This is a genomic window from Brevundimonas sp. TSRC1-1, assembly GCF_049898245.1.
Lineage (GTDB): Bacteria > Pseudomonadota > Alphaproteobacteria > Caulobacterales > Caulobacteraceae > Brevundimonas > Brevundimonas mediterranea_A.
The window spans coordinates 222112-247148 of record NZ_JAFCXI010000001.1 but is presented as its reverse complement, the minus strand read 5'-3'; the positions used below and the strand labels follow the sequence as shown (position 1 = coordinate 247148).

General features: G+C 68.7%; 29 protein-coding genes. 9 read left to right on the top strand and 20 right to left on the bottom strand.

Going from position 1 to position 25037, the window contains the following annotated elements:
• Nucleotides 1–46: 46 nt before the first annotated feature.
• From ACP7CK_RS01240 to ACP7CK_RS01230, 3 genes are read right to left on the bottom strand one after another with little or no spacing between them, the layout of a single operon-like run.
• Nucleotides 47–1090, bottom strand: coding sequence for an alpha/beta fold hydrolase (locus tag ACP7CK_RS01240; RefSeq protein ID WP_426024884.1), 1044 nt, complete (start codon nucleotides 1088–1090; stop codon nucleotides 47–49).
• The gene (locus ACP7CK_RS01235; protein WP_426024883.1) at nucleotides 1087–1695 is read right to left on the bottom strand and encodes a uracil-DNA glycosylase family protein; all 609 of its coding nucleotides are present in this window, start codon (nucleotides 1693–1695) and stop codon (nucleotides 1087–1089) included. Before ACP7CK_RS01235 ends, ACP7CK_RS01240 begins: the two co-directional genes overlap by 4 nt.
• Nucleotides 1685–1987, bottom strand: a complete 303-nt coding sequence (locus ACP7CK_RS01230) for a DUF3253 domain-containing protein (protein ID WP_035305639.1) — start codon at nucleotides 1985–1987, stop codon at nucleotides 1685–1687. Before ACP7CK_RS01230 ends, ACP7CK_RS01235 begins: the two co-directional genes overlap by 11 nt.
• A gap of 47 nt (nucleotides 1988–2034) precedes the next feature.
• Between ACP7CK_RS01230 and ACP7CK_RS01225 the strand changes: the two genes are divergently transcribed.
• Entirely contained in the window at nucleotides 2035–2469 is a 435-nt protein-coding gene (locus tag ACP7CK_RS01225; protein WP_008262173.1) for a PaaI family thioesterase, read from the top strand.
• Here the strand turns inward: ACP7CK_RS01225 and ACP7CK_RS01220 are convergent.
• The 7 genes from ACP7CK_RS01220 to ACP7CK_RS01190 form a co-directional block, all read right to left on the bottom strand.
• Complete coding sequence (locus ACP7CK_RS01220; protein WP_008258710.1) at nucleotides 2453–3085, bottom strand: YoaK family protein; 633 nt, start codon at nucleotides 3083–3085, stop codon at nucleotides 2453–2455. The genes ACP7CK_RS01225 and ACP7CK_RS01220 overlap by 17 nt on opposite strands.
• Before the next feature lie 12 nt (nucleotides 3086–3097).
• On the bottom strand, nucleotides 3098–3718 hold the full coding sequence (locus tag ACP7CK_RS01215) for a glutathione S-transferase family protein (protein WP_008258672.1): 621 nt from the start codon (nucleotides 3716–3718) through the stop codon (nucleotides 3098–3100).
• A 26-nt stretch (nucleotides 3719–3744) separates the two neighbouring features.
• Nucleotides 3745–5019, bottom strand: coding sequence for a NupC/NupG family nucleoside CNT transporter (locus ACP7CK_RS01210; RefSeq protein WP_035305644.1), 1275 nt, complete (start codon nucleotides 5017–5019; stop codon nucleotides 3745–3747).
• A gap of 83 nt (nucleotides 5020–5102) precedes the next feature.
• Complete coding sequence (locus ACP7CK_RS01205; protein WP_426024882.1) at nucleotides 5103–5531, bottom strand: DoxX family protein; 429 nt, start codon at nucleotides 5529–5531, stop codon at nucleotides 5103–5105.
• Nucleotides 5528–6292, bottom strand: a complete 765-nt coding sequence (locus tag ACP7CK_RS01200; RefSeq protein ID WP_426024881.1) for a putative DNA-binding domain-containing protein — start codon at nucleotides 6290–6292, stop codon at nucleotides 5528–5530. Before ACP7CK_RS01200 ends, ACP7CK_RS01205 begins: the two co-directional genes overlap by 4 nt.
• Nucleotides 6289–7137 carry a DUF692 domain-containing protein gene (locus ACP7CK_RS01195; protein WP_426024880.1) on the bottom strand — a complete coding sequence of 283 codons (849 nt, stop codon included), beginning with the start codon at nucleotides 7135–7137 and terminating at the stop codon, nucleotides 6289–6291. Before ACP7CK_RS01195 ends, ACP7CK_RS01200 begins: the two co-directional genes overlap by 4 nt.
• Nucleotides 7137–7430 (bottom strand): BufA1 family periplasmic bufferin-type metallophore, encoded by a 294-nt coding sequence (locus ACP7CK_RS01190; RefSeq protein ID WP_292147775.1) that lies wholly within the window; start codon nucleotides 7428–7430, stop codon nucleotides 7137–7139. The genes ACP7CK_RS01195 and ACP7CK_RS01190 overlap by 1 nt, the downstream gene beginning before the upstream one ends.
• A gap of 152 nt (nucleotides 7431–7582) precedes the next feature.
• Between ACP7CK_RS01190 and ACP7CK_RS01185 the strand changes: the two genes are divergently transcribed.
• Together ACP7CK_RS01185 and ACP7CK_RS01180 are read left to right on the top strand one after the other, a co-directional pair.
• Nucleotides 7583–8125, top strand: coding sequence for a sigma-70 family RNA polymerase sigma factor (locus ACP7CK_RS01185; protein WP_292147776.1), 543 nt, complete (start codon nucleotides 7583–7585; stop codon nucleotides 8123–8125).
• Complete coding sequence (locus ACP7CK_RS01180; protein ID WP_426024879.1) at nucleotides 8115–8750, top strand: NrsF family protein; 636 nt, start codon at nucleotides 8115–8117, stop codon at nucleotides 8748–8750. The genes ACP7CK_RS01185 and ACP7CK_RS01180 overlap by 11 nt, the downstream gene beginning before the upstream one ends.
• Nucleotides 8751–8757: 7 nt before the next feature.
• On the opposite strand, the gene ACP7CK_RS01175 is transcribed toward ACP7CK_RS01180, so the two are convergent.
• A complete protein-coding gene (locus ACP7CK_RS01175) occupies nucleotides 8758–9636 on the bottom strand; it encodes a branched-chain amino acid aminotransferase (RefSeq protein ID WP_008262906.1) in 879 nt (292 codons plus the stop codon).
• Nucleotides 9637–9724: 88 nt separating this feature from the next.
• Between ACP7CK_RS01175 and ACP7CK_RS01170 the strand changes: the two genes are divergently transcribed.
• From ACP7CK_RS01170 to ACP7CK_RS01160, 3 genes are all read left to right on the top strand, one after another.
• Nucleotides 9725–10456: a response regulator gene (locus ACP7CK_RS01170; RefSeq protein ID WP_369733943.1), complete on the top strand. Its 732-nt coding sequence runs from the start codon at nucleotides 9725–9727 to the stop codon at nucleotides 10454–10456.
• Nucleotides 10457–10472: 16 nt separating this feature from the next.
• A complete protein-coding gene (locus tag ACP7CK_RS01165) occupies nucleotides 10473–11840 on the top strand; it encodes an ATP-binding protein (RefSeq protein ID WP_008264280.1) in 1368 nt (455 codons plus the stop codon).
• A gap of 124 nt (nucleotides 11841–11964) precedes the next feature.
• Nucleotides 11965–12441, top strand: coding sequence for a hypothetical protein (locus ACP7CK_RS01160; RefSeq protein WP_035305660.1), 477 nt, complete (start codon nucleotides 11965–11967; stop codon nucleotides 12439–12441).
• A gap of 48 nt (nucleotides 12442–12489) precedes the next feature.
• On the opposite strand, the gene ACP7CK_RS01155 is transcribed toward ACP7CK_RS01160, so the two are convergent.
• The 3 genes from ACP7CK_RS01155 to ACP7CK_RS01145 all read right to left on the bottom strand — a co-directional run bounded on the left by ACP7CK_RS01155 (nucleotide 12490) and on the right by ACP7CK_RS01145 (nucleotide 14187).
• Nucleotides 12490–13296: a pyrroline-5-carboxylate reductase family protein gene (locus tag ACP7CK_RS01155; RefSeq protein ID WP_426024878.1), complete on the bottom strand. Its 807-nt coding sequence runs from the start codon at nucleotides 13294–13296 to the stop codon at nucleotides 12490–12492.
• On the bottom strand, nucleotides 13296–13799 hold the full coding sequence (locus ACP7CK_RS01150; RefSeq protein WP_008260608.1) for a YbjN domain-containing protein: 504 nt from the start codon (nucleotides 13797–13799) through the stop codon (nucleotides 13296–13298). The genes ACP7CK_RS01155 and ACP7CK_RS01150 overlap by 1 nt, the downstream gene beginning before the upstream one ends.
• Before the next feature lie 76 nt (nucleotides 13800–13875).
• Nucleotides 13876–14187 (bottom strand): accessory factor UbiK family protein, encoded by a 312-nt coding sequence (locus ACP7CK_RS01145; RefSeq protein WP_426024877.1) that lies wholly within the window; start codon nucleotides 14185–14187, stop codon nucleotides 13876–13878.
• A gap of 175 nt (nucleotides 14188–14362) precedes the next feature.
• On the opposite strand from ACP7CK_RS01145, the gene lgt reads away from it, so the two are divergent.
• The 3 genes from lgt to pgeF are packed head-to-tail and all read left to right on the top strand — an operon-like array spanning nucleotide 14363 to nucleotide 17081.
• Nucleotides 14363–15232 carry a prolipoprotein diacylglyceryl transferase gene (lgt, locus tag ACP7CK_RS01140; RefSeq protein ID WP_292147785.1) on the top strand — a complete coding sequence of 290 codons (870 nt, stop codon included), beginning with the start codon at nucleotides 14363–14365 and terminating at the stop codon, nucleotides 15230–15232.
• Complete coding sequence (locus ACP7CK_RS01135) at nucleotides 15229–16314, top strand: class I SAM-dependent methyltransferase (protein WP_426024876.1); 1086 nt, start codon at nucleotides 15229–15231, stop codon at nucleotides 16312–16314. Before lgt ends, ACP7CK_RS01135 begins: the two co-directional genes overlap by 4 nt.
• A complete protein-coding gene (pgeF, locus tag ACP7CK_RS01130; RefSeq protein WP_292147788.1) occupies nucleotides 16311–17081 on the top strand; it encodes a peptidoglycan editing factor PgeF in 771 nt (256 codons plus the stop codon). The genes ACP7CK_RS01135 and pgeF overlap by 4 nt, the downstream gene beginning before the upstream one ends.
• A gap of 192 nt (nucleotides 17082–17273) precedes the next feature.
• Here the strand turns inward: pgeF and lpxC are convergent, their stop codons facing one another.
• From lpxC to ACP7CK_RS01100, 6 genes are all read right to left on the bottom strand, one after another.
• Nucleotides 17274–18173: a UDP-3-O-acyl-N-acetylglucosamine deacetylase gene (gene lpxC, locus ACP7CK_RS01125; RefSeq protein WP_426024875.1), complete on the bottom strand. Its 900-nt coding sequence runs from the start codon at nucleotides 18171–18173 to the stop codon at nucleotides 17274–17276.
• A 189-nt stretch (nucleotides 18174–18362) separates the two neighbouring features.
• On the bottom strand, nucleotides 18363–19958 hold the full coding sequence (gene ftsZ, locus ACP7CK_RS01120; protein WP_292150272.1) for a cell division protein FtsZ: 1596 nt from the start codon (nucleotides 19956–19958) through the stop codon (nucleotides 18363–18365).
• A gap of 520 nt (nucleotides 19959–20478) precedes the next feature.
• The gene (ftsA, locus tag ACP7CK_RS01115; protein ID WP_183198498.1) at nucleotides 20479–21771 is read right to left on the bottom strand and encodes a cell division protein FtsA; all 1293 of its coding nucleotides are present in this window, start codon (nucleotides 21769–21771) and stop codon (nucleotides 20479–20481) included.
• Between the two features lie 59 nt (nucleotides 21772–21830).
• The gene (locus ACP7CK_RS01110) at nucleotides 21831–22715 is read right to left on the bottom strand and encodes a cell division protein FtsQ/DivIB (RefSeq protein WP_426024874.1); all 885 of its coding nucleotides are present in this window, start codon (nucleotides 22713–22715) and stop codon (nucleotides 21831–21833) included.
• Complete coding sequence (locus tag ACP7CK_RS01105; protein ID WP_426024873.1) at nucleotides 22703–23644, bottom strand: D-alanine--D-alanine ligase; 942 nt, start codon at nucleotides 23642–23644, stop codon at nucleotides 22703–22705. The genes ACP7CK_RS01110 and ACP7CK_RS01105 overlap by 13 nt, the downstream gene beginning before the upstream one ends.
• Nucleotides 23645–23713: 69 nt before the next feature.
• Nucleotides 23714–24982 carry a hypothetical protein gene (locus ACP7CK_RS01100; RefSeq protein WP_008259308.1) on the bottom strand — a complete coding sequence of 423 codons (1269 nt, stop codon included), beginning with the start codon at nucleotides 24980–24982 and terminating at the stop codon, nucleotides 23714–23716.
• Nucleotides 24983–25037: the final 55 nt, after the last annotated feature.

Below are 25037 nucleotides of genomic sequence, written 5' to 3'. Positions count from 1 at the left end.
AATGCCGCCTGGATGGTAAACGTCACGTTAAGAGACGTTTACGGGGTCACCGCCGGCTCGCCGCTCGGCCGTCGGGAGCGGCCGGCTTCTCCAGCTCCGGCAGCACCGCGGGCGCGCCCGACGGCAACGCCGCGTCGGGATTCCTCAGCCAGGCGGCGACGTCGCGGTAAACGATCTCGGCGTCCAGATCGCGGTTCAGCAGATGCCAGCCGTTTGGATACCAGGCCGTCTTCAGGGCGCCGCCGTCAGCCTGCGCCCGCTCCAGGGCCAGACGCATCGGCCCCCGCTTCACGATCTCGTCGTGCGCGCCATACATCAGCACGGCGTCGCCCCGGATGCGGCCCAGGCTGCGCGACGCCGTCTCCATCAGATCGACCAGGCCGTAGACCGTGTCGAACCGGGTCGCGAGAATGTTCATCGGATCACGCCCGTTGCGGATCAGCTCCAGCGTATTGCTGGAGGCGTGGATGTCGCGGGTGATGAACTCGGGCGGCTCCAGCGCCACATCGCCGAGCGCGCGCGCCGCGATGTTCAGGGCCGCGCTGTTCAGCGGCCCCTGGGTCGACCACCCCCAGACCCCCGGCGCCAGCAGCACCAGCCGGTCGGCGTCCGGCGGATTGTCTGAACCGAAGGCGGCCGCCGCCACCGATCCGCCCATGCTCTCGCCCACCACGGCGATGACGGCGTCGGGATAGCGGGCGCGGGCCAGGGCCGTGACCTCGCGCAGGTCGTCGGTCATCCGCGCCTGCCCGGCCCAGACGCCCCGCCCCGGCGCGGCGCCGAAGCCACGCTGGTCATAGGCCCAGGTCTCAATCCCCTGCTCGGCCCACCACGGGCCGGCCAGACGGAAGCTGGCGTCGTGGTCGTTCATGCCGTGCAGGGCCACGATCACCGCCCAGGGCGCCCGATCGGTCGGCCCCCAGCGCAGATAGGGCAGCCGCGCCCCGTCCGACATGACCAGGGCGCGGTCCTCGACGTGAGCGCCGGCGAACCCCGGCGGCGGCGTCAGCGGCGGCTGGATGTGGGGCGCGGCGCAGGCGGACGCTCCCAAGGTCAGAGCGATGGCGGCGGCGGGGAAGGCGGGCTTCATGCGCGCATCCTTGCGGGGGGCGTCAGAATCGAACGCACCCGTTCCCGCAGATAGGGAACCACCTCGTCCTCGAACCAGGGGTTCTTTCTCAGCCAGGCCGTGTTGCGCCAGGACGGATGCGGCAGGGCCAGAATGTCCGGCGCATAGTCCCGCCAGGCCCGTGCGGTCTCCGTCATGTTCCGCTTCGCCCGCTCGCCCAGCGCCCAGGCCTGGGCGTAGCCGCCAACCAGCAGGGTCAGCTCCATCTGCGGCAGGGCGTCCAGCAACTGCGGCCGCCACAGGTCGGCGCACCGGCTCGGCGGCGGATGGTCGCCCCCTTTCGGGGCCGTGCCCGGATAGCAGAAGGCCTGGGCCGCCACGCCGATGCGGCGGTCGGCGTAGAAGCTGTCGTAGTCCACGCCCATCCAGTCGCGCAGCCGGTCGCCCGACGGGTCGGTGAACGGCAGGCCGCTTTCATGCACCCGCCGCCCCGGCGCCTGGCCGCAGATCAGCAGCCGCGTCTCGGGAAAGACCCGCACCACCGGGCGCGGCGTATGCGGCAGCATGCCCGCGCAGGCGCGACAGGCGCGGATGTCGCTCAGGACTGCATCGAGATCAGTCGTCATCATCCTCGACGACCGGCGGACGGCGGCTCAGCGCCAGGGCCGTCTCTTCCTCGGTCGGCTGGCGCAGACGCGTCACCCCTCGGAAATTGTCCGGATCGACCGGCTTGCCCTTCTTGGTGATGGTCAGCTTGCCCTGGCGCATCAGGCTCAGGGCGAGGGCGCGCACCTTGGGCAGCATGCGCTGCCACTGCTCGGGCTGTAGCTCTTTGGCCACTTCAGCCGGCTCGATGCTCTTGCCGGGCTCCAGCCCGGCGATTTTGTTCAGGATTGCGGTTTCGATCGGATCGCTCATTGCGCCTATATGCTGCACAGCGAGACCAGAAGTAAGGCCGAGTCGTCATGCCGAAGAAAATCACCGTCACCGAGGGCGAATTCGCCGGCTGGCAGACCTATGACCTCCACGACACCTTCGACGTCGTGGTGGGGCCCTTCTACGGCAAGCTCGATCCTGACGGTCACATGCGCTGCGCCTTCCGCGCCGAGCAGAAGCACATGAACGCCGGCGGGCGGATGCATGGCGGATGCCTGATGACCTTCGCCGACATCGCCATGTTCCAGATCGCCTATCAGGAGATGGAGGGCGCCTCGGGCGTCACGGTCCAGCTGGACTCCACCTTCATCGACGGCGCCTATGTCGGCGAACTGATCGAGGCGACCGGCCAGGTCACCAAGGCGGGCAAGAGCCTGATCTTCGTGCGCGGCCAGATCAACACGGGAGAGCGGCTGCTGATGACCTTCTCGGGCGTCATCCGCAAGTTCACGCCGCGCGGTTGAGCCGCACGATCAGGGCCATAAGCACGGCGAAGCCGGCGGCGGGCCAGAGGGCCGCCAGTCCCAGACGGCCGAAGGTCAGGGCGCCCAGCACCGCCCCGAAGCTCAGCCCTGCCCACAGGGTCAGATAGGCCTTGTAGGCGTATCGGTCTCCGCCCTTCACAGCGCCTGCCAGGGCCTGCCCCAGCTTGACCAGGGTTCCGGTCATATAGGTCAGGCTGACCCCGACCTCTCCGTTTCTCAGGAAGACCGAGTTCTCGGCGCCCATGGCCATGACCATCAGGCCGACGGCGGCAGGCGTCAGCCCCGCGCCCGCCGCAGCGGCGGCCAGCGCCAGCAGCAAGGCCTCGAACATCAGCACCCGACTACGCGAGCGTACGTCCTCGCCGCCCGCGACCAGGGCGCCGGCGAAGGATCCCAGGACGAACAGGCCGAGTATGGCGGCCAGATGCGCCGCCGCCGGCCACTGTCCCTCGGCCACGCTGGCGGCGAACCGGGTGGAGTTTCCGCTCATGAAGGAGACGAAGACGCCGCCCAGATGCAGAAAGCCCAGACTGTCCACATAGCCCGCCAACCCCGCCAGCAGCAGGGCCAGCCAACGATCCGAAGGCGTCAGCAACCGCAAGGCCGTTCAGACCCCGGCCTTGGCCGCCGGTCGGTCTCGGCAGGCGTCGAACCAGCGGTGCAGGTTCTCGAACTCGGCCGGGGGGCGATAGCGAACCATCCGCGCGAAATCCAGGCCGACCACCGCGACGATGTCGGCGATGGTGAACCGGTCCAGGGCGATGAACTCCCGCTCGGCCAGATGCCGGTCCAGGGTCTTCATGAACCGTTCCGCCGACAGCCGGTTGTAGTCGGCCACCTGGGGAATCTGCACCGCCTCCAGCGCCGCCAGGGCCGGATGCGAGTGGCGCACGTTCAGCATGATCGGGTTGGACAGATAGAATTCGCACCGGCGGGTCCACATCTCGACCACCGCCTGTTCGCGCGCATCGCGACCGAACAGATTGGGCTCCGGATACAGGGCTTCCAGGTAGCGGCCGATGGCCACGGATTCCGAAATGGTCGTGCCGTCGTCCAGCTCCAGCGCCGGCAGGTGGGGCACCCCGACCTTGTCGCGATATTCCGGCTTCTTGTGATCACCCGTCAGAATGTCGATCTCGACCAGTTCGACGTCCTCGACGCCCTTCTCGGCCATGACCCAGCGGACCCGGCGCGGATTGGGCGCGCGGTGCGAGGTGTAGAGCTTCATCGGGCGCCTCCGTTCTTTTGAAAAACCTACTGCCCAAACACCGCCGCTGGCAAGGCGCCGACGACGGCCGCGCTCATCAGGGTGGCCATGAAGCCGGCGAACAGGGCCTTCCAGATCAGGCTCAGCACCTCGTGCCGGCGTTCAGGCATCAGCACCGACAGACCGGTTACGGTGATGCCGACCGAGCCGATATTGGCGAAGCCGCACAGGGCGTAGGTCATCAGCATCCGCGTCCGCTCGCTCATCGCCTCGGCCGGCAGCTTGCCCAGATTGATGAAGGCCACGAACTCGGTCAGGGTCAGTTTGACGCCCAGCAGCCAGCCGCCCAGGGCCGCCTCGCGCGCCTCGATCCCGATCAGCCAGGCGAAGGGGGTGAACAGGACGCCCAGGATCCGTTCGACCGTCAGCGGCTCGCCGAAGATGATGATGCCGCCCAGCATCAGGTTGACCAGGGCCACCAGGGCCACGAAGACGATCAGCACGGCCGAGATGTTCAGCACCACCATCAGGCCGTCCGACGTGCCCTTGGAGATGGCGTCGATGGCGCTGTCATACTTCAGGGCCGAGTCATAGCTGATCGACTGGATGGCCTCCTTGTCCGGCTCGGGCACGATGATCCGCGCCAGCAGCACCCCGGCCGGGGCCGAAACGATGGAGGCGACCAGGACGTGGCCGGCGGCGTTGGGCAGGGTCTGGGACAGGATGCTGGCGTAGGCGACCATGGTCGAACCGGCCACGGTCGCCAGGCCCACGGTCATCATCAGGAAGATCTCGGACCGGCTCAGCTTGTCCAGATAGGCCTTGATGACGATGGGGCTCTCGATCGTGCCCAGGAAGATGTTGGCCGCCACAGCCAGGGCCGAGGCGCCGCCCAGGCCCATGGTGCGCTGGAACAGCAGGCCGAAGCCGCGGATCAGCCACTTCAGGATCTTCCAGTGCCACAACAGGGCCGACAGGGCCGAGATCACCATGATCAGCGGCAGGACGTTGAAAGCGAAGGTGAACAGCGCCCCCTCGTTCTGAACCGCATAGGGCTGGTCCCCGCCGGCCAGATAGCCGAACACGAACCGCGTCCCCTGGGCCGTCGCAACCGCCAGCCCGTCAATGGCGCCCGTCACCGCCGCCAGCACCGTGCGCGACCCCGGAATGCCGAACAGCGCCAGCACCAGCCCGGCCTGAACCGCCACGGCGCCCAGGGCCAGCTTCCAGGGAAAGACACGGCGGTTCTCTGAAATCGCCCAGCACAGGGTGATGATGACGACCAGGCCGAACAGGCTCTGGAGGTTCAGAAGGCTGAACATGAAAGATGGATCCCTGACCGGCCCGCGCCGGCTTCATCCGCTTCAAGGACAAAGTGACGCGGCTGACAAGGGGCGTGCGCGTATCAGTCGATCTTCAGCACACGGTCCAGACTGATCGCACCCGGCCCGCGCGCGATCAGATAGGCCAGCGGTCCGGCCCAAAGCAGGTGGACAGGCCACCCGCCCGGCTCCACGAAGACCTGGATCACCAGGGTCATGAACAGCAGGCCCGCCGCCGCCGGCCGCGTCGCCAGACCCAGCACGATCAGGATCGGCGCCAGATGTTCGGCATAGGTCGCCAGATGCGCCGCCAGGTCAGCGGGCAGCAGGGGCAAGCGGTATTCCTCGGCGAACAGATAGCGCGTCGAGGGGGTGATCGTCAGCAGCCCCTCGACCTTGGTCCGCCCCGACAGGAAGAAGGGCGTGGCTATGCCGACACGCAGCAGCAGGGCCAGACCAGCCTCGGGCGCGGCGGCGGTGATGCGGCTGTGAATATCCGCGATGCGGTTCATGGTCGGTCCTTCGGGATCGAGGGTGAAGTAAAGACGCCGAGCGCGATGAGGCCGGCGAAGAGGGCGGACAAATCCAGACCGGGCGAGGCGGCCTGGGCCGCAGCCGCAGCGACGCCGAACGGCCGGCTGAGGCGGCAGGCGTCCAGAAAGACCCATTCCGCGCGACCCAACCGCCGCGCCTGCACCTCGGCGCCCGAGCGGTGCACCAGCAGGCCTTCCGCCTCGGCCCGCCATTCGAGAGACGCGTCCGGGGAGGGATAGCGATGCGCGAGCCAGAGCGAGGGCGCCGTCCACTCGAACCAGAACAGCTGGACCGATGGGTGCAGAGCCGCCGTCGCCCCCGCCAGGGCGGGTCCGAGCGCGGCGGCCTCCTGCGCCTCTAACGGCGCCGCATCCTCCGCGAGATGGGCCTGGGTCCAGGCCCGGTCCAGCCGGGCGCAGGGCGCCAGATAGGTCATGTCCCGCGCCGGCTCGAAGCGGGCCAGCCAGTCGGGAAAGCCTGCGCCGTAGTCAGCTAGGACCGGCGTATCGCCCGGTTGTTCTGCGACAAAGGGGGCGGCGGCGGCGCGGAACCAGTCCTCGCCGACCATCTGCAACACGGTGGGATAGCTGGCCTCCAGGGCGTCGATCCGCGCCTTGATCGTCGTGTTGCGATAGACGGCCAGCGCCCCCAGCGTCCGGTCCCCGGCCTCCAGGTGCGGCCATAAAGGCTCCAGGTCGCCGGTCAACGCCCTGTCGAAAGCGGCGTGAAACCCGGTCACGCCACGGCCTCCACGGCGGTCATCGCTGCGGCGGCGCGCGCCTGTTCGGCCAGAAGGACCGGGAATTCGGGAACATCGCCGTCACGCTCCACCAGGGTCGGCCGAGGGCCGATGCGCGCGATCAGACGATCATAAAGCGCCCAGACGGTCTCGGACACGGGGGCGTCGTGGCTGTCGATCAGCAGGGCCTCGCCCCAGACCGGATCGGGGCGATGGCCCGCCAGATGGATTTCGCCCACCATCTCGCCGGGGACGGCGTCCAGCCAGGCCTCGGCGGAGAAGCCCATGTTCGAGGCGCTGACATGGACGTTGTTGACGTCTATCAGAAGGCCGCACCCGGTCCGCCGGGCGATCTCGACCAGAAACTCGACCTCGTCCCACTCATGACCGGCCAGGGCCAGATAGGCGGACGGGTTCTCGATCAGCAGCCGCCGCCCCAGGACGCGCTGCGCCTCGTCGACATGGTCGCACACCAGGTTCAGCATCTCGCGGCTGCGCGGGACGGGCAGGAGATCGGGATGATAGACGCCGCCGCGCTGCGACCAGGCCAGGTGTTCGGACACCACAAAGGGCTCGAACCGGTCGATCAGGGCGCGGAACCGGGCCAGATGGTCGCGATCCGGGCGTTCGTCACCGGCCAGGGACAGGCCCACCCCGTGCAGCGACAGCGGGTGAACGGCGCGCACCGTCTCCAGCCAGCACAGGCGGGGGCCGCCCGCGACCATGTAGTTCTCGGGATGAACCTCGAACCACAGGCCGCGCTGGGCTCCGGCCGCCGGACAGGCCGCGGCCTCCGAATAGTGCTGGGGCTTCAGGCCCAGTCCGGCGGTCGGAAGCGGGGGCATCAGCGGTTCGGGATCGGGGTCAGCGAACCGTTGCCCTTGGGCGTCTGGATCGAGGCGCAGGTGCCCTTGGCGACCAGTTTCCAGGCATTGCCCTGATAGTCGCGCACCGAGGTGCCGGCGCAGGTGGTGCCGGGCCCGGCGGCGCAGTCGTTCTGGCCAGCCTTGGCCACGCCATAGCATTTCTCCATGGCGTTTTCCTGCTGGGCCGTAGGCCGGTTCTGCGCGGCGGCGGCGTTGGCGCCCAGGGCCAGCAAGGCGCCGGCGCCGACCAGGATCTTGGCGGAGATATTCATGGGACGATTTCCTGTGTGACAGCCGTCCGGGGCGGAGCGGCCTGACAGCAGAGGTTTCGGTCCCGGCGCGGCGAAGGTTACGAGAAATATTTCGTCGTCGTCCGCCGCCGGGCGTGTAACCTTCGCCCCGTCCGGCGCGAATGGGATGCTGCGTGGTCGACAAGGAAGCCGAGCTCAAACGTCTGATGTTGCGGGGTCTCGACGGCGACCCCGCGGCCTGGCGCGCCCTGCTGACCGAAATGCGCGGCGCCCTGACCCCCTTCTTCAAACGTCGGCTGACCGGCTGCGAAGCCGATGCGGAGGATCTCGTGCAGGACTGCCTGATCGCCATTCACGCCAAGCGCGCGACCTATGACCGGTCGCTGCCCTTCACAGCCTGGGCCTATGCGATCGCGCGCTACAAGCTGATCGATCATTTCCGCCGCCAGGGCCGCCGTCACGACGTGCCGCTGGAGGAGGCGTCGGTCCTGCTGGCAGATCACACGGTCGAGGACGGCGTCGTCCGCCGGGATCTGAAGAAGGTCCTGTCCATCCTGCCGCTGCGCCAGCGCCGCCTCATCGAGGATGTCCGCGTCGGCGGTTTCAGCCTGGCTGAGGCCGCCCAACGCAACGGCTTTACCGAGGGCGCGGCCAAGGTCAGCGTCCACCGCTCCATGAAGACGCTGGTCGCCAGCGTGAACCCAAATGAAGACTGAAGACCTGATCGACGCCCTGGCCGCCGGACTTGAGCCGGCCAAGCCCGCACGGCCCAGCCCCGCCCTGCTGGGCGCCGCCGCGGCGGCAGCCGTGGCGGCCGTGGCCCTGCTGCTGGGCGTCCGGCCTGATCTGGCGCAGGCGCTGCAGGGGCCGATCCCCTGGCTGAAGGGAATCTACACCGCCGCCCTGGCGGGAACCGGGATCTGGCTGGCGACACGGCTCGGGCGACCCGGCGTCGATCCGCGCCCGGCCGCCTTCGCCCTGCTCGCCGTCGTGGCTGGGGCGGTGCTTTGGGGCTTGATCGAGATGAGCCTGACGCCGCCCGAACAGCGGATGGCCGACTGGCTGGGCCGAACCTGGACCATCTGCGGACGCAACATCGTGCTGGTCTCGGCCTTCGCCGCGCCGCTGGTCTTCCTGTCGGCGCGACGGCTGGCGCCGACACGGCCGACGACGGCCGGTCTGGCGCTGGGCCTGGCGACGGGCGGCATCGCCGCCACCGCCTATGGTCTGCTGCACTGTGGCGAGGCGACCGCCGCCTTCGTCGCCACCTGGTATACGCTGGGGGTCGCGGCCGCCGGCCTGATCGGCGCCGCCGTCGGCCGCTTCGCCCTGCGTTGGTGACGCCGCCTCAGGCCTGGCGGCGCACCAGCCGGCCGTAGGTCTCCATCAGGTCCAGCGACAGGGCGCCCGGCGTGAAGCGATAGTCGCCCACCTCGGCCACCGGCGTCACCTCGACGGCGGTGCCGGTCAGGAAGCACTCCGAGAAGTCCGACAGTTCTTCCGGCAGGATGTCGCGCACCACGACCTCGATCCCCTTGGCCTGGGCGATCTCGATCACCGTCTGGCGGGTGATGCCGTCCAGGATGTGCTCGACCTTGGGCGTGTGCAGCACGCCGTCCTTGACGAAGAAGACGTTGGCGCCGGTGGCTTCGGCCACATAGCCGCGCCAGTCCAGCATCAGGGCGTCGGCGAAGCCGTTCCGCTCGGCCGTGTTCTTGGACATGGTGCAGATCATGTACAGGCCGGCCGCCTTGGCGGTCGTCGGCGCCGTCCTCGGATCGGGGCGACGCCACTTGGACCATTCCAGACGCAGGCCGCGCGCCTTGACCTCAGGGTCGAAATAGCTGGGCCAGTCCCAGACGGCCACCGCCAGATGGACCTTGTTGTTCAGGGCCGAAACACTGGTCTGTTCCGGGCCGAGATAGGCGACCGGGCGCACGTAGCAGTCCTGCAAGCCGTTTTTGGCGCAGGTTTCGTTACAGATGGCGTCGATTTCAGCGACGCTGTAAGGTATCTCGAAATCGAGCAGGTTCGCGGACCGCTTCAGGCGCTCCGAATGCGGCGTCAGCTTGAAGATTTCGCCGCCGTACATACGCTCACCCTCGAATACCGACGAGCCATAGTGGAGGGCATGGGTCAGAATATGCGTCTTCGTTTCCCGCCAGGGCACGAAATCGCCGTCAAACCAGATCCATCCATCACGATCGTCGAAAGGAACGAAGGCCATTGAAACACGTCTCCTGCAGAACTCTGTCTGTTAGAGCTCCCCGAATCGCTCAGGTCAACGGCCGGGATCGGGAGAATCGCGGATGAGCATGGCCGAAACGCGCGCATATGGCCGCTCGGGTCCCATCGCCGGGCCGGGCGTGGGTCGCCATCTGCTGATCGTCGACGACGACGACCGCATCCGCGAACTGCTGAAGGAGTATCTGTCGCGCGAGGGTTACCGCGTCACCGGCGCCGCCCACGCGGCGGCGGCCAAGCGGATGATGGAGCTGATCGAGTTCGACCTGGTCGTTCTGGACGTGATGATGCCGGGGGAAAGCGGCCTGGACCTGACCTCCTGGGTTCGCGCCAAGGCCGAGACCTCGAAGACGCCGGTCCTGCTTCTGACGGCGCGCGGCGATCCCGAGGATCGGATCGAGGGGCTGTCGCGGGGCGCCGACGACTATATGTCCAAGCCGTTCGAACCGCGCGAACTCGTGCTGCGGATCGAGGCCATCCTGCGCCGCACGGGCGGCAAGCCCATCGGCCCGCGCGAGATCAAGCTGGGCACGGCCGTGTTCGACATGGAACGGCTGGAGCTGATCCGCGACGGCGCGCCCCAGCGCCTGACCGAGGCCGAGGCCCAGTTGCTGAAGACCCTGGCGCTTCACGCCCACGCCCCGGTCGAACGCATGAGCCTGTCGCCCGACACGGCCGACATCACCGGCCGCGCCGTCGATGTTCAGGTCACCCGCTTGCGGCGCAAGCTGGAAGCCGACCCCAAGAATCCGCGCTATCTCCAGACCGTGCGCGGCGTGGGCTATATGCTCGCGCCCGACTGAGCCGGCGACGAACACCATGCGGCTGCTGCCCGCCTATCTGTGGCCGCGCTTTCTGAAGCGGCGCCTGCCGACCTCGCTCTGGGGGCGGTCGCTGCTGATCATCGTCCTGCCGGTGCTGGTCATGCAGGTGGTGGTGACCTGGATCTTCTTCGACGCCCACTGGCAGACCGTGACGGCGCGCCTGTCCGAGGGCCTGGCCGGCGATATCGCCTGGGCCGTCGAGAGCTATGAGGACGACCCCAGCCAACGCAATCTGGAGCGACTGGCCGATCGGGCCGAGCGGTCCATGTCCCTGTCGATCGCGCTGCAGGAGGGGCGAACCCTGCCGACGGAACAGAGGCGCGGCCCCATCGGGGTGGTGGACCGCGTGCTGGACAAGGCGCTGGCGGCCCGACTGGACCGCCCCTACTGGTTCGACACCACCCGCTACCCCGCCTATGTCGACATCCAGGTGCAGGAGCCGCAGGGCGTGCTGCGCATCATCGCCCCGCGCGAGCGCGCCGTGGCCACCCAGGCCCATATCTTCGTGCTGTGGCTGACCATCGCCACCGTCCTGCTGATGGGGGTGGCGATCCTGTTCATCCGCAATCAGGTCCGCGCCATCGAACGCCTGGCCGACGCGGCCGAGGCCTTCGGTCGGGGCGAGACCGTGCCCCGGTTCAAGCCGCACGGCGCGCGCGAGGTTCGCGCCGCCGCCGTGGCCTTCCTGGCCATGCGCGACCGGATCCAGCGCCACATCGACCAGCGCACCGCCCTGCTCGCCTCGGTCAGCCACGACCTGCGCACCCCCCTGACCCGGCTCCGGCTGGAACTGGCCCTGGCCCCGCCGTTCAAGCGTCAGGCCGCCATGCGCGGCGACCTGGACGAGATGGAGCATATGATCGACGAATATCTGGACTTCGCCCGCGGCGAGGCCGGCGAACCGCCCCAACCGGTGTCGATCCTCGACCTGCTGAAGGCGGCGGGCGAAGACGCCAGGCGCGCCGGGGCCGAGGTCGAACTGTCGGTCGCCCAGGGCCTGACCGCTTCGCTTCGCCCGCTCGCCTTCAAGCGCGCCCTGGTCAACCTGGCCGGAAACGCCGCCTCTCACGGCGAGCATGTGCGTCTTTCGGCGCGGTCGCTGGCCTCGGGCGGGCTGGAGATCGCCGTCGAGGACGACGGCCCCGGCATTCCCGAAGATCTGTATGACGAGGCCTTCCGCCCCTTCTCCCGTCTGGACGAGTCCCGCAACCAGAACCGCAAGGGCGTCGGCCTGGGCCTGGCCATCGCCCGCGACGTGGCGCGCGGCCACGGCGGCGACGTCACCCTGGAGCGCAGCGACCTCGGCGGGCTGAAGGCGATCATCCGCGTGCCCGGCCAGGCGACCGTCGTTCCCGCCGCCTGACGGCGTATTTTTTGAACCGGGGCGCTGAAACGGGCGGACGGAGCGAGATTTGGATGTCCGGCGTCTAGCGGAACCGTGCAGGAAGGATCATCTTCATGCCGACAGGGCATGGAGACAAAACACGATGCGTAAACTCGCCTTCTTCGCGCCTCTGGCCGCGGCGCTCGCCGTCGCCGCCATGGCCCAGGCGCAAACCCCCACGGTCAACGTCACCGTCGGCCCGGAACTGCAACGCCAGATCGAGAAGCTCGGCGAACGTGAAGTCAATGAACAGATCGACGAGTTGAAGGCTGAAGTCGGTCAGGCGCTGGAGCACCGCTATCCCGGCGCAACCGCCAATCTGGTCCTGGTCGACCTGAAGCCGAATCGCCCCACCTTCGAACAGATCCGCCAGACGCCGGGCCTGGACCCGATCCGCAGCGTGTCCATCGGCGGCGCGGCGATCAAGGGCGAGATCGTCACCGCTGACGGCCAGTCCCGGCCGGTGGACTTCTCCTACTTTTCGCCGAACATCCGCGACGTCTGGGGCTACGGCGTCTGGCATGACGCGGACCGCGCCTTCGGACGTCTGGGCGACCAGATCGAACAGGGCCGATTCTGATCCCGCAGGCCTCACTCCCGTTTCGCGACGGGAGAGAGGCGCCGGGTTTCAGCCCATCTCGCGGTTTCGCCGCACGGCCGCCGCGACCGTCTCGTCCAGCATCCGCGTCAGGCGGCCGTCCTTCGCCAGGGCGTCCAGCCCGGCGCGGGTCGAGCCGCCAGGCGAGGCGATGCGGCCGATCAGGGCTTCCAGATCATCGTCGCCCATCGAATCCGCCGCCGACCGCAGGGTGGCTCGCGCCAGGACGTCGGCGGTCGCCGCGTCCAGGCCGCTGGCCTGACCCGCCCGGGCCAGGGCTTCGGTAAAGGCGTAGAAATAGGCCGCGCCCGATCCGGCCACCGCCGTGGCCGCATCCATCAGGGCCTCGTCCGCCAGAACGACCGTCTCGGCCATCGGCTCGAACAAGGCCCGTCCCAGGGCCTGGGCGCGATCATCCGCCGACCAGATCGAGGCCACGCCGCGCCCGCGCGACACCCCGGTCGTCGGCATCACGCGCACGATGGGCCAGCCGCCGATCCCCTCGGCCAGGGTGGGCGCCGTCACCCCCGCCATGACCGACAGGATCACGGCCTGATCGCTCAGGAAGGGCGCCAGGGGCCTCACCACCTCGCGCCAGATCGCCGGCTTGACCGCCAGCACGATCACGCTCGCCTCCGTCAGGGCCTCAAGCGGTGGATTGATCCGCGCGCCGTGGGCCCGCGCCGCCTCGGCGGCGGGCTTTTCCGACGGACTGAGAATGATGAGATCGGCCGGCGCGACCGTCTCCGTCAGCAGCCAGCCTTCCAGAATGGCCGAGCCCAGCCGGCCGCAGCCCACCAGGACGACAGGTCCCCCGGACCGGACGGACCCCGCCATCAGGCGTTGCCGACGGTCTCGAACAGGCAGGCGTCGATGGCCTCCTGCGGCTTCTTGTTCCCACGCACCATGAAGTCGAACGCGGGGTAATAGCGATCCGCCGCCTCGATGGCCGCATCGATCATCGAGGCCGCCTGGGCCAGGGTCGGGCGCTCGCCCATCGGCAGGGCCAGCGAATGACGGAAGACGATCTCCCCGTCCTCGGCCCAGACCTCGAAATGCCCCATCCAGGTGCGTTGGTTGATCAGGCCGACCAGTTCATAGGCGGCCGTCTTGCGGCTCTTGGCCACACGCAGATCCAGGGCGCAGCACAGCTGAAGACAATCGCCCTCGGGCCGCCAGGCGAACCACAGCTCGTAATCCTTCCAGTCCCCCGCCAGGGCGAAGGCCAGGTCGCCGTCGTCGGTGCGGTCGAACGGGAGGTTCTCGGCCGTGAGGACATGCTCGACGACCTCAAGCGGGTCGAAGGGCGTGTCCATTTCCTCGGGCCGGGCGATGTCCATCAAGTCTCTCGATTCGCGCTGCGTCCGCGAGAATCGCGGCCGTTAACAGAGTGGTAAGCCTGTTCGCGGATTCGGCTCAACCGGCTGCGTCCCCGGGTTGAGTTCCATCTGTGGACGTTCCCGTCGCGAGCTTGCCGGAAGCCTTGGCGGCGGGCTTGCTGGCAGGTTTCTGGGCCGCCTTCAGTTCGGCGATCTCGGCCCGCAGGGCGGCGATCTCGTCCTTCAGCACATCGAATTCGTCGCGGCGGACCAGGTCCATCTCGGCGGCGATCCGGTCGGTCTGGGCCCGCCAGGCGGTCTTGGCCTCTTCTCCCGCCGCCTGGGCCAGGCCCATGGCGCCGGTGGTCAGTTTGGCGAACTCGCCCAGGATGGGATTGCGGGTCTGCATGGCGGTCTCCGACTTCAACGTCGTTAACGAAGCTTCACCGACTATGGTGAATGAAACCTTTCTTTCTGCTGCTTCGCGGACGCCATCAAGGCGTCGTGATCTTTCTTCACAGGCGACGCAGCCGGCGACGCTTGCTAAACCGCCCTTCTGAGACAGGCTTGCACAGGAACGCCCCTTGCCCTTTCCCGAATTCGATCCGGTCCTGATCCATCTCGGACCGCTTCCGATCCGCTGGTACGCCCTGGCCTATGTCGCCGGCATCGTCCTGGGCTGGTGGTACGCCGCCCGTCTGGTCAAGACCGAACGCCTGTGGGCGCCGGGCAAGCCGCCGATCAACACCACCCAGCTGGACGACCTCGTCCTGTGGATCGTGCTGGGCATCATCCTGGGCGGCCGCCTGGGCTACGCCCTGTTCTACAAGCCGATCATGTACGCCCAGCTGTTCACCGGCCAGACCCTGGGCGAGCGGTTCGAACTGTTCCAGCTCTGGACCGGCGGCATGAGCTTCCACGGCGGCTTCCTGGGCGTCTGCCTGGCCATCGTCCTCTATTCCCGCAGCCAGAAGATCGACATGCTGCGCCTCGGCGACGTCATCGCCCCGGTCGTGCCCATCGGCCTGATGTTCGGCCGTCTGGCCAACTTCATCAACGGCGAGCTGTGGGGTCGCGAGACGACCGTTCCCTGGGCCGTCCGCTTCTGCAACGCCCGCATCCAGCAGATGTACGGCTTCTGCCCCGCCGGCGACGCGCCTCGCCACCCCAGCCAGCTCTATGAGGCGGGCCTTGAGGGGATCGTCCTGCTGTCCATCCTGTCGCTGGGCATCTGGAAGTTCGATCTGCTGAAGAAGCCGGGCTATATCACCGGCCTGTTCCTGGTCGGCTACGGCGTCTGCCGCGCCGCGCTGGAGAATGTGCGCGAGCCCGACTTCGGCATGCCCGACTTCCCGCTGGGCCTGACCATGGGGATGATGCTGTCCATCCCGATGATCCTGGTCGGCGGCTGGCTGATCTGGCGCGCCTGGAACCGGCCGCCCGTCCAGGCATGAGCGACGCCGAAACCCTGAAAACCCGTCTGGCGCGCGAGATCGCCCTGACGGGGCCGATGACGGTCGCCGACTATGTCACCCGCTGCCTGCATGATCCCAAGGGCGGCTATTACGCCTCGCGCCCTGCTCTGGGGGAAGGCGGCGACTTCATCACCGCGCCCCTGGTCAGCCAGATGTTCGGCGAACTGATCGGCCTGTGGGCGGTCGAGACCTGGAACCGGCTGGGCGCGCCCGAACGGTTCCGCCTGGTCGAGGTCGGGCCCGGCGACGGAACCCTGATGAGCGACGCCTTGCGCGCGGCGCGCCTGGTCCCCGGCTTCCTCGAAGCCTGCGACCTGATCCTGATCGAGCCCAGCGGCCCCTTGCGCGACCTCCAGGCCAAGGCCCTGGCCGGCGCCGACCTGTCGCCGCGCTGGGTGCGCGACCTGACGCGGATCGAGACCGACGCCCCGGTCATCCTGATCGCCAACGAGGTTCTGGACTGTCTGCCCGCACGCCAGTTCGTCCGCACCGACGGCGGCTGGGCCGAGCGCCGCATCGGCGTCACCGACGACAATGACCTGATCTTCGGCCTGACCGCGATTTCCGGCGGGTTCGAAAAACCCGGCTTCGACATCGCGCCCGGCGAGGTGTTCGAGATTTCGGAACAACAAGCCATCTTCGGCCGCGACCTGGCCGGGCTGATGAAGGCCGCCTCGGGCGCCGCCCTGCTCATCGACTACGGCCGCGCACGGCCCGAGGCCGGCGACACGCTTCAGGCCCTGCGCCGCCACCAGAAGGTCGATCCGCTGGACAGTCCCGGCGAGGCCGACCTGACCCAGTGGGCCGACTTTCCGCGCGTGCTTGAGGCCGCCGTCCGCGCCGGCGCCGATGTCACCGGTTGCCTGACCCAGGGCGAGTTCCTGAGACGGCTGGGGATCGAAGCGCGCGCTGAACGGTTGAAGGCGGGACGGCCCGACGCCGCCCCCGTGATCGACCGCCAACTGCATCGCCTGACCGCCGAGGACCAGATGGGAAGCCTGTTCAAGGCCGCCGCGATCTTCTCCCCCCGCGCGCTGATCGTGCCGGGGTGGGACCTGTGAGCGACCTGGCCCCCATCACCCATCCGCTGCTGACCGCCGCCGGGTTCGACCACGGCTTCTTCACCCGCGCCGGCGGCGTCTCCACCGGCATCTATGAAGGCCTGAACGCCGGCGTCGGTTCGAAGGATGATCCCGCATCCGTGGCCGAGAACCGCCGTCGCGTCGCCGCCCATTTCGGCGCCGACGTCGATCATCTGAACGGCTGCTACCAGATCCATTCCGCCGTCGCCCGCGTCGCCGACGGCCCCTGGCAGGGCGACCGGCCTGAGGGCGACGCCGTCGTCACCGCCGAACCCGACCTGTTGTGCTCGGTCCTGACCGCCGACTGCGCGCCGATTCTGCTGGCCGATCCCGAGACGCGGATCGTCGCCGCCGTCCATGCCGGCTGGAAGGGGGCCCTGGGCGGCGTGGTTCATTCCGCTGTCGCGGCCATGCAGGCCCTGGGCGCCGATCCCCGTCACATCCGCGCCGTCGTCGGCCCCTGCATCGCCCCCGCCAGCTATGAGGTCGGCCTCGACTTCCAGGACCGTTTCGCCCACCACGACCCCGGCAGCGAACGCTTCTTCCACCCCGGCGAGACCGACGACAAACGCCGGTTCGACCTGCCCGGCTTCGTCCTGTGGCGCCTGCAACAGGCCGGCGTCGGCCAGGCCGTCTGGACCGGCCACGACACCTGCGCCGACGCGGCGCGCTTCTACTCCAACCGCCGGGCGTTTCAGCAGGGCGAACCGGACTTCGGCCGATTGATCAGCGTGATCGGGGTTTAGGCGCGCGCACGATAATTCTCCCTCCCCGTCCGGGGAGGGGCGTCGCGCAGCGACGGGGTGGGGGCGGCCCGGCAGGGACGCACTATTTCCGAAAAGATAAATCAGTGGACCGGCGCCCTGCCCGTCCCACCCGGCTTCGGCTACGCCTTCGCCCCCCCTCCCCCGCTGGGGAGGGAAAGGCTGATGCGCTTGTCAGCCCGCCTGCGCCATCTCAGGCACGCGCGTGACCTCGCGCCACGCATGGGGCGCAGCCAGCAGCGCACGGACCAGCTTGTTGTTGACCGCGTGCCCGGCCTTGTAGCCTTCGTAACGGCCCAGCAGGGGCGCGCCCAGGACATACAGGTCGCCGATGGCGTCCAGCGCCTTGTGGCGCACGAACTCACGTTCCATGCGCAGGCCGCCGGGGTTCAGGATCTCGTCGCCGTCGATGACCACGGCGTTCTCCAGCGAGCCGCCGCGGGCCAGACCCGCCTGACGCAGGGCCTCGACCTCATGGGCGAAGCCGAAGGTGCGGCAGGCCATGATTTCCTTGCGGAAGGTCGGCTCGTCCACGACGAAATCGATGATCTGGTTGCCGATCACCGCCGAAGGGAAGTCGATCTCGAACCGCATTTCATAGCGGTCGCACGGCAACAGGGCCGCGTGCTTGTCGCCTTCGGTGACGTGAACCGTCTCTAGGATCTCGATATAGCGCTGCGGCTGCGCCTGGGGACGGAAGCCCGCCCGGTCCAGCAACTGCACGAACTCCAGCGCCGACCCGTCCAGGATCGGCAGTTCCGGCCCGTCCACCTCGACCACGGCGTTCGAAACGCCCAGAGCGCAGAAAGCCGCCATCAGGTGTTCGATGGTCGACAGCCGCACGCCGGCGGCGTTCTCGATCATGGTGTTCAGGCGGGCGTCGACAACGGCCTCGCCCGAGACGGGGATGCGGTTGTCGCGGTCGGTCACGTCGGTGCGCACGAAGACGATCCCCGCCCCCGCAGGCGCAGGACGAACCGCCAGCCGCACCCGGCGGCCGGTGTGCACCCCGACGCCGGCGATGATGGCCGGCGCGATGATGGTGCGCTCGTGATGGTCGTTTCTGACCGACAAACTCAAACTCGCTTCAATCTGATTGGGTCCCGCCTCTAAGTGCGGATTACGCCCCTCGAGTGATCTAGCCCTGCCCCCGCAAGTGCGAAATGAAAGTCGGGTTTCGGATTGTTTCGTTATGGGACCGTCGCAATTGAAAACGCCCCGAAGCCAGTGGCTTCGGGGCGCGGCTTTCAGAATTTCAGTCGGTCAGTTTGCGAGACGGCGGAGAAAAGAAGGAATCTCCAGATCGTCGTCCGCATGGCCCGTCTCGGGCTCGGCCTGGGCCTGCGGCTGGGCCGCCGACCGCATCTGCGAGGTCGGACGGGGGCTGTAGGTCGGCTCGGGCTGCGGCTGGGCGCGCTTGCCGCGACCGAACAGGCTCCAGCCGCTGCGGCGGTGGTCACGGTCGTCATAGTCATCGACGGCCGGCTCGGGCGAACGGGCGGCGTACAGGTCGCCCTGGGGCTCGGGCGCGCGGCTCGACTGCGCGGCCGGCGCGCGGGTGGTTTCGTACTCCTCGACCCACGGATCGACGATCGGGTCCAGGGCGCGCGGGGTCGGTTCCGCGACACGGATCACCGGCTCGGGCCGGGGCTCCGGCGCGGGAGGGGATTGAAAGCTGGGGACGACGGGGGCCGCCTCGATCCGGGGCTCAGGACGCGGTTCCGGCGCGCGTTCGGCGCGGACCGGCTCACGGTAGGGTTCGCGGGCGGGCTCGGGCGCACGCGAAGCCTGGGTTCCGTACAGGCCGCCGGCGGAACGGCGCGCGCCGTGATCCGCCAGGGGCGCGGTCTGGGAGGGCGCAGCCGGAGCCGAGGGTTCGGCGCGTTGCACGCCGCTCTCGTCCATGCCGGTGGCGACCACCGAGACGCGGATCTTGCCGTCCAGCGCCGGATCGAAGGCGGCGCCGAAGATGATGTTGGCGTCGCCGTCCACCTCGGCCGAAATGGCGTTGGCGGCCTCGTCGACTTCCAGCAGGGTCATGTCCAGACCGCCGGTGATGTTCACCAGCACAGCCTTGGCGCCCTTCAGCGAGGTCTCGTCCAGCAGCGGGTTGGCGATGGCGTTCTGGGCGGCCAGCAGGGCGCGGTCGTCGCCGGAGGCCTCGCCGGTGCCCATCATCGCCTTGCCCATTTCGGACATGACGGCGCGGACGTCGGCGAAGTCGAGGTTGATCAGGCCCGGCAGGATCATCAGGTCGGTGATCGAGCGCACGCCCGAGTGCAGCACCTGGTCGGCCATGCCGAAGGCGTCGGCGAAGGTGGTGCGTTCGTTGGCGACGCGGAACAGGTTCTGGTTCGGAATGACGATCAGGGTGTCGACATAGCGTTGCAGCTCGGCGACGCCGGCATCGGCCAGGCGCATCCGGTGACGGCCTTCGAAGGTGAAGGGCTTGGTCACGACGCCGACGGTCAGGATGCCGCGATCGCGCGCGCATTTGGCGATGACGGGGGCCGCGCCGGTGCCGGTGCCGCCGCCCATGCCACAGGTGATGAACACCATGTGCGCGCCTTCGAGGTGCTGATGGATCTCGTCTGCGGATTCCTCGGCGGCGTTCATGCCGACTTCGGGGTGTGCGCCGGCGCCCAGGCCCTGGGTGATGGTCTCGCCCAACTGGATGCGGCGATCCGTCTTGGCGAAGCTGAGGTGCTGCGCATCGGTGTTGGCCACGACGAACTCGACCCCTTCGAGGCCGGCGTCGATCATGTTGTTCACGGCGTTGCCGCCGGCGCCGCCGACGCCGAACACGACGATACGGGGCTTCAGTTCAGTGTGTTGCGGCTTGACCAATGAGAGCGACATTTCTTTTCCGACCTTCCGACCCTGACCCCTTCAAACCGATGCGACCGCCCCGCCGAATCACATTGGTTATGAGCGTGTTAAGGATTGCACCCATGAGGGTTAAGAGAAGGTTACGGCGATAATGTGAGTCGGACTCGAGGAAAGCACAAACTGCGAGCTTGGCTGCAGTTTCTTCGAAAAACGACGACCTTCAGGAAAAAGGGCGGCCCGTGAGAGCAGCCCTTTCCTTATTTTAGAAAGACTGGACCTAGAAGCGAGCCGTCAGGCCGACCTGATAATAGCGTCCGGTGAGGTCATAAACGCCCACGCAGTTAGTGCACAAGGAGCGGCTCGCTGTCGAGCACATTGCACACTTGGAGACGGGCGTGAGATCACGCGCGCCAATGCCGAAGCTGTTTTCCCAAGTTTAAGCCAAGGATAGATCATGAAGATACTGATCGCCAATGGTCAACGGCGCAAAGCTCTCGATGGTCGCTGTATTGCTGCGAAAGCCCAGTTCTGATAGCGACACCACCCGTTTTCATAGGTTGTCGCGCAACCAGCCCGCGACACGCCCCACCACATTCCCGCGATGGATTTTCGGCGCGTCCGCCGCCGTGATCTGCCGCGCCATAAGCTTCCTGGCCGACACGGCTTCGCGCGGGCCGTAGGCGGCGCGCAGCAGGACTCCGGCGGTGGCGCAGAAGGCCGGACCGGAGGCGGCGTCGGCCAAATGGGGCGCCCGTTGGGGCTTGCCCAGGCGGACCGGGCGGTCGAACACCCGCACAGCCAGCTCCCGCACCCCGTTCAGTTGGCTGGCGCCGCCGGTCAGGACCAGGCCCGCGCCGGGCTCCAGGCCCACGCCGGCGTTCTTCAGCCGGTCGCGCAGCAGTTCCAGCGTCTCTTCCACGCGCGGCGCGATGACCGTCTTCAGCATGGCGCGCGGGACGATGACCGGGCCGGCCGAGGCGTCCTCGCCGCGCGGCGGGGCCTCCAGCATCTCGCGGTCCTCGTTGGCGCTGGCCATGGCCGAGCCGTGCAGGGTCTTCAGCCGTTCGGCGCCGGCCTTGGACGTCGACAGGCCGCGCGCGATGTCCGACGTGACGTGGTCGCCGCCGACGTTCAGGCTTTCGATGTGCAGCAGGGACCGGCCGCCCCAGACGGCGGCGCTGGTCGAGCCGCCGCCCATGTCGATGCAGACGGCGCCCAGGTCCATCTCGTCCTCTTCCAGCGCGGCCAGGGACGAGACGACGGGCGCGGCGGCCACGCCCTGCAGGTCCAGGTGCGCCAGCTCGAGACAGTGGCTCAGGGTGGTGAAGACATTCTCGGCCATGGAGACGACCAGCAGGTCGAGCCCCAGAGAACCCCCGCGCATCGAACGCGGATCATGGACGCCGCGCGCGCCGTCGACCGACCAGGCGATGGGCAGGACGTGGATCGGGCGGCGGTTGGGCAGACGGATCTGGGCCAGGGCCATGCCGATGGCGCGCGCCAGATCGGCGTCCCCGACCGGATTGGCGCCCAGGGACACCCGGGCCTGGACCCGGTGGCTGGCCATCTGGCCGATGGCGGTGGTGACGACGACGCCGGAGACGGGGCTCTGGGCCGCACGCTCGGCGCGTTCGACGGCGTGGCCGATGGCCTGGGCGGCCTCGTCCATATTGATGATGGCGCCGCCCTTCACGCCCTTGGACTGGACATGGCTGGCGCCGGCGACGCGGATGGTGCGGTCGGCGTGACGCACGCCGTCCGGCTTCATGATGAAGCACGAGACCTTGGACTGGCCGATGTCCAGGGCGGCGATCACGGGGGCGCGGCCGGCGCGGGGGTCCATGCCCCGGCCCTGGTCATTCGCCGATCCGCGCTGCTTGCCCGACATGTCGTACTGGTCCTTTAAGCGTCGGCGGCGGGTCGCACGGCGACCTCGTCCGGCGTTCTGAGATCGACCCGGGCGAAGCCCAGGTCGAGCAGGCGTTCGCGCTGATCCAGCGCGTCGAGACGGATCAGGGCCGCCTCCTGTTCGACGGCGGGCAGCTGGATCAGGCTGCCGTCCTTCAGGCGCAGGTCCCAACGGCGTTCGTCCACCCGCACCAGGGCGTCCACCCGGCTCATCAGGCGCGGGCGCTGGGCCAGCAGGGGCAGGACCTCGCCGGCGGCCAGGTCGGCGCCCTTGCCGACGACCAGGGGCAGTGTCGGATAGCGGCGCGCGTCGGCGCCCTGGATCACCTGGCCCTGGGCGTCGATGACCTTGATCTGGCCGGCGTCCTGCCAGACGGCCAGACGATCATGTTCCTTGATCTCGACGATCAGGGTGTCGGGCAACAGGCGCACCACGCGCGCCTCGCGCACCCAGCCGACGCCCTGCACGCGTTCGCGGATGGCGTTCAGGTCCAGGCTGGTGATCGGCTGGCCGGAATACAGGCCCAGGGCCTGCTGGATCGCCGGCTCGGCCTCGGCCGAGGCGCCGGTGATATGAACCCGTTTCAGCGTCAGCCCCATGCCCGCCGTCACCCCGTCGATCCCGTGCGAAACCGACTGGCCGATCCGTTCGGCGCGGGCGCCGGTCGCCAGAACCCCGATCACCAGCAGGGCGCTGGCGCCCAGGGCGATCATGACGGTGCGGGATGAAACATCGATACGGCCGATGGCGGCCATCTTGCCGGGGATGGCGGACGCGGGCTTGGGCGCGCCGCCGCGCGGCCGCCCGCCCTTCTTGGAGGCGACGCCACGCGAGGAACCCGAACTCTGTCGCCGACCGCCGCGAACTACCGCGGGCATGAGGCGTCCTCCACCATCCACCGAACCAGGTCTTCGTAGCTCATTCCGGTATGGGCGGCCTGCTCGGGAGCGAGCGAGGTCGGCGTCATGCCCGGCTGAGTGTTGACCTCCAACAGAACCAGATCGTCCTTAACATCGTCATAACGGAAGTCGCTTCTGGACACGCCTCGGCAACCCATGGCGACGTGCGCCGCCTCCGCCTGACGCAGGGCCGCCTCGAACACGGCGGGCGGCAGGACGGCGGGCAGGACATGGACCGAACCGCCGGGCGCATACTTGGCCTCGTAGTCGTAGAAGCCCTTGGTCGGGGTGATGTCGGTCACGGTGAGGGCGCGCGGCCCGTCCGCATAGCCGATCACGGCGACGGCCAGCTCCTTGCCGGCGATATAGGGTTCGACCATCACCTGTTCGCCATAGGCCCAGCCGGGCTCGCCCACCTCGGCGACCGGCCGATTGGCGCCCTCGCTAACCAGATAGACGCCGACGGACGAGCCTTCGGCGTTGGGCTTGACCACATAGGGGGGCTCGATCACGTGGCGCGCCGCCACCTCATGCCGGTCGTACAGACCCCCGCCTGGAACCTTGACGCCCGCCGCCTTCAGCACGGCCTTGGACTTGTTCTTGTCCATGGCCAGGGCCGAGGCCAGGACGCCGGAATGAGTATAGGGGATCCGCAGGGTCTCGAGCACGCCCTGGACGCAGCCGTCCTCGCCCCAGGCCCCATGCAGGCAGTTCAGCACCACGTCCGGCTTGATCAGACCCGACAGCACATTGGCCAGGTCGCGGCCCGCATCCACGCGGCTGACGCGCACGCCCTGCCGCTCCAGCGCCTGCGCGCACTGTTCGCCGGAGGTCAGCGACACCTCCCGCTCGGCGGAAAGACCGCCCATCAGGACGGCGACATGAAGGTCTTTGATTGCGCGGGTCATCGGCGGCTCCAGAGCTGTCTGGATGCCGCGCAGGTTCTTAACAGCGCGTCAACCAAACGGGCTCGGACATCATTGCGAAGCCTCGGCTGGGGATGTTTCCACCACGACGACCGGCGTCGCTTCGACCGTGACCGAAGGCGCAGGCGACGCTGGGGCGGGAGTCACGTCCAGGGCGTAGAGATAGGCGCCCTGGCACTGTTCCCGGTCGCCATAGGACCATTCGGCCGCCCTATGGCGCACTCCGGCCGTGGCGGCGGGCGCCGACGGCGCCAGCAGGTCGTCCGGCACGCGCATGTCCGGCGCCAGCCGCTCGCCCGACAGGTCAAAGGCGCCGGCGTAGACCGCCTCACCGTCCCTGACGTCGAAGCCGGTGGCGCCGAGGCAGAAGTGGGTGATGTACTGTCCGACATTCAGGGCGCTGAGCCGCCAGCGGCCGGGCGGCACGGAGAAGGTCTGGGTCACGGCGCGCGTGCGGTCGCCGCGCACCGCGCCACGGGTCGGCAAGGCGACGGCGAACAGCGCCGGCCGGCCGTCGGCCTCCCAGCCATAGACGTCGGGTCGCGGCCCCGCGCGGGTGAAGAACAGGGTGCGTCCGCCCTGCTCCGCCATTCCGGTCAACCGAACGGTCACAAGGGCGCTCCCCTCGGTCAGGGCGACATCCTCGGGCTTCAGGGCGCGCGGGGGGCGGGCGCTGCGCGGCGCCTCGGGGCCCTTCCGCGCGGCAGCGGGCTCGGTCGTGTCCGGCGCCAGGGACTGGAGGCTGAGGGACGGCTTGTCGAGGTCGCCCGAACGACCGATCACCACCGTCGTGCCGCGTGCGGCGTCATTGTCGTAGACCCGAACCACCTCGCCTGCGGGCTGATCGGCGCCGACGCGGGTCGCCAGTGCGGCGCGCAGGGCCGGCTGCTCCAAGTCCGCCAGGGTCTTGCCGTCTGCCTCTTCCAGCCGCACGACGCGCCAGCCGTTGACGACCATGCAGTTTTCCAGATTGGCGGCGACGCCCCGCCGTTCCTGCATGCCGTTGACGGCGCCCTGGATGACGCCGACGACCAGGGCGCCCAACAGGCCCCCAGCCGCCGCAGCGCCCGCCGCTCCGTTGTCGTCAGGCTGGCGCATCCGCCGCGCCTCGACCACACAGGCGCGGACGGCGGCGTCGTGCTGGTCGATGTCCGCGCCCGCGCGGTTGAAATAGGCGTAACCGGCGCTGGATCGCGTGATGTCGACACGGGGCCCTTCGCTGCCGACGGCCGCGCCGACGGGCGCGCGCGTGACGAGTTGAGCCTGAGCCGGACCGGCCACGGCGGCCAAGACGCCCACGGCGGCGATTAAGCGTTTCATCTGCGGTTCTCCCCCGAGTCCCGTTCCGCTAACGCTAAGTCGCCCCGTCAATCAA

Coding starts and splice junctions, on each gene's coding strand:
- ACP7CK_RS01160 (WP_035305660.1), top strand. CDS start 11,965: ATGCGTAAACTCGCCTTCTTCGCGCCTCTGGCCGCGGCGCTCGCCGTC.
- ACP7CK_RS01170 (WP_369733943.1), top strand. CDS start 9,725: ATGGCCGAAACGCGCGCATATGGCCGCTCGGGTCCCATCGCCGGGCCG.
- ACP7CK_RS01145 (WP_426024877.1), bottom strand. CDS start 14,187: ATGCAGACCCGCAATCCCATCCTGGGCGAGTTCGCCAAACTGACCACC.
- ACP7CK_RS01235 (WP_426024883.1), bottom strand. CDS start 1,695: ATGACGACTGATCTCGATGCAGTCCTGAGCGACATCCGCGCCTGTCGC.
- ACP7CK_RS01210 (WP_035305644.1), bottom strand. CDS start 5,019: ATGTTCAGCCTTCTGAACCTCCAGAGCCTGTTCGGCCTGGTCGTCATC.
- ftsZ (WP_292150272.1), bottom strand. CDS start 19,958: ATGTCGCTCTCATTGGTCAAGCCGCAACACACTGAACTGAAGCCCCGT.
- ACP7CK_RS01225 (WP_008262173.1), top strand. CDS start 2,035: ATGCCGAAGAAAATCACCGTCACCGAGGGCGAATTCGCCGGCTGGCAG.
- ACP7CK_RS01240 (WP_426024884.1), bottom strand. CDS start 1,090: ATGAAGCCCGCCTTCCCCGCCGCCGCCATCGCTCTGACCTTGGGAGCG.
- ACP7CK_RS01135 (WP_426024876.1), top strand. CDS start 15,229: ATGAGCGACGCCGAAACCCTGAAAACCCGTCTGGCGCGCGAGATCGCC.
- ACP7CK_RS01165 (WP_008264280.1), top strand. CDS start 10,473: ATGCGGCTGCTGCCCGCCTATCTGTGGCCGCGCTTTCTGAAGCGGCGC.
- ftsA (WP_183198498.1), bottom strand. CDS start 21,771: ATGGACCCCCGCGCCGGCCGCGCCCCCGTGATCGCCGCCCTGGACATC.
- ACP7CK_RS01180 (WP_426024879.1), top strand. CDS start 8,115: ATGAAGACTGAAGACCTGATCGACGCCCTGGCCGCCGGACTTGAGCCG.
- ACP7CK_RS01100 (WP_008259308.1), bottom strand. CDS start 24,982: ATGAAACGCTTAATCGCCGCCGTGGGCGTCTTGGCCGCCGTGGCCGGT.
- ACP7CK_RS01205 (WP_426024882.1), bottom strand. CDS start 5,531: ATGAACCGCATCGCGGATATTCACAGCCGCATCACCGCCGCCGCGCCC.
- ACP7CK_RS01150 (WP_008260608.1), bottom strand. CDS start 13,799: ATGGACATCGCCCGGCCCGAGGAAATGGACACGCCCTTCGACCCGCTT.
- ACP7CK_RS01110 (WP_426024874.1), bottom strand. CDS start 22,715: ATGCCCGCGGTAGTTCGCGGCGGTCGGCGACAGAGTTCGGGTTCCTCG.
- ACP7CK_RS01105 (WP_426024873.1), bottom strand. CDS start 23,644: ATGACCCGCGCAATCAAAGACCTTCATGTCGCCGTCCTGATGGGCGGT.
- ACP7CK_RS01155 (WP_426024878.1), bottom strand. CDS start 13,296: ATGGCGGGGTCCGTCCGGTCCGGGGGACCTGTCGTCCTGGTGGGCTGC.
- ACP7CK_RS01230 (WP_035305639.1), bottom strand. CDS start 1,987: ATGAGCGATCCGATCGAAACCGCAATCCTGAACAAAATCGCCGGGCTG.
- ACP7CK_RS01190 (WP_292147775.1), bottom strand. CDS start 7,430: ATGAATATCTCCGCCAAGATCCTGGTCGGCGCCGGCGCCTTGCTGGCC.
- ACP7CK_RS01215 (WP_008258672.1), bottom strand. CDS start 3,718: ATGAAGCTCTACACCTCGCACCGCGCGCCCAATCCGCGCCGGGTCCGC.
- ACP7CK_RS01175 (WP_008262906.1), bottom strand. CDS start 9,636: ATGGCCTTCGTTCCTTTCGACGATCGTGATGGATGGATCTGGTTTGAC.
- ACP7CK_RS01195 (WP_426024880.1), bottom strand. CDS start 7,137: ATGCCCCCGCTTCCGACCGCCGGACTGGGCCTGAAGCCCCAGCACTAT.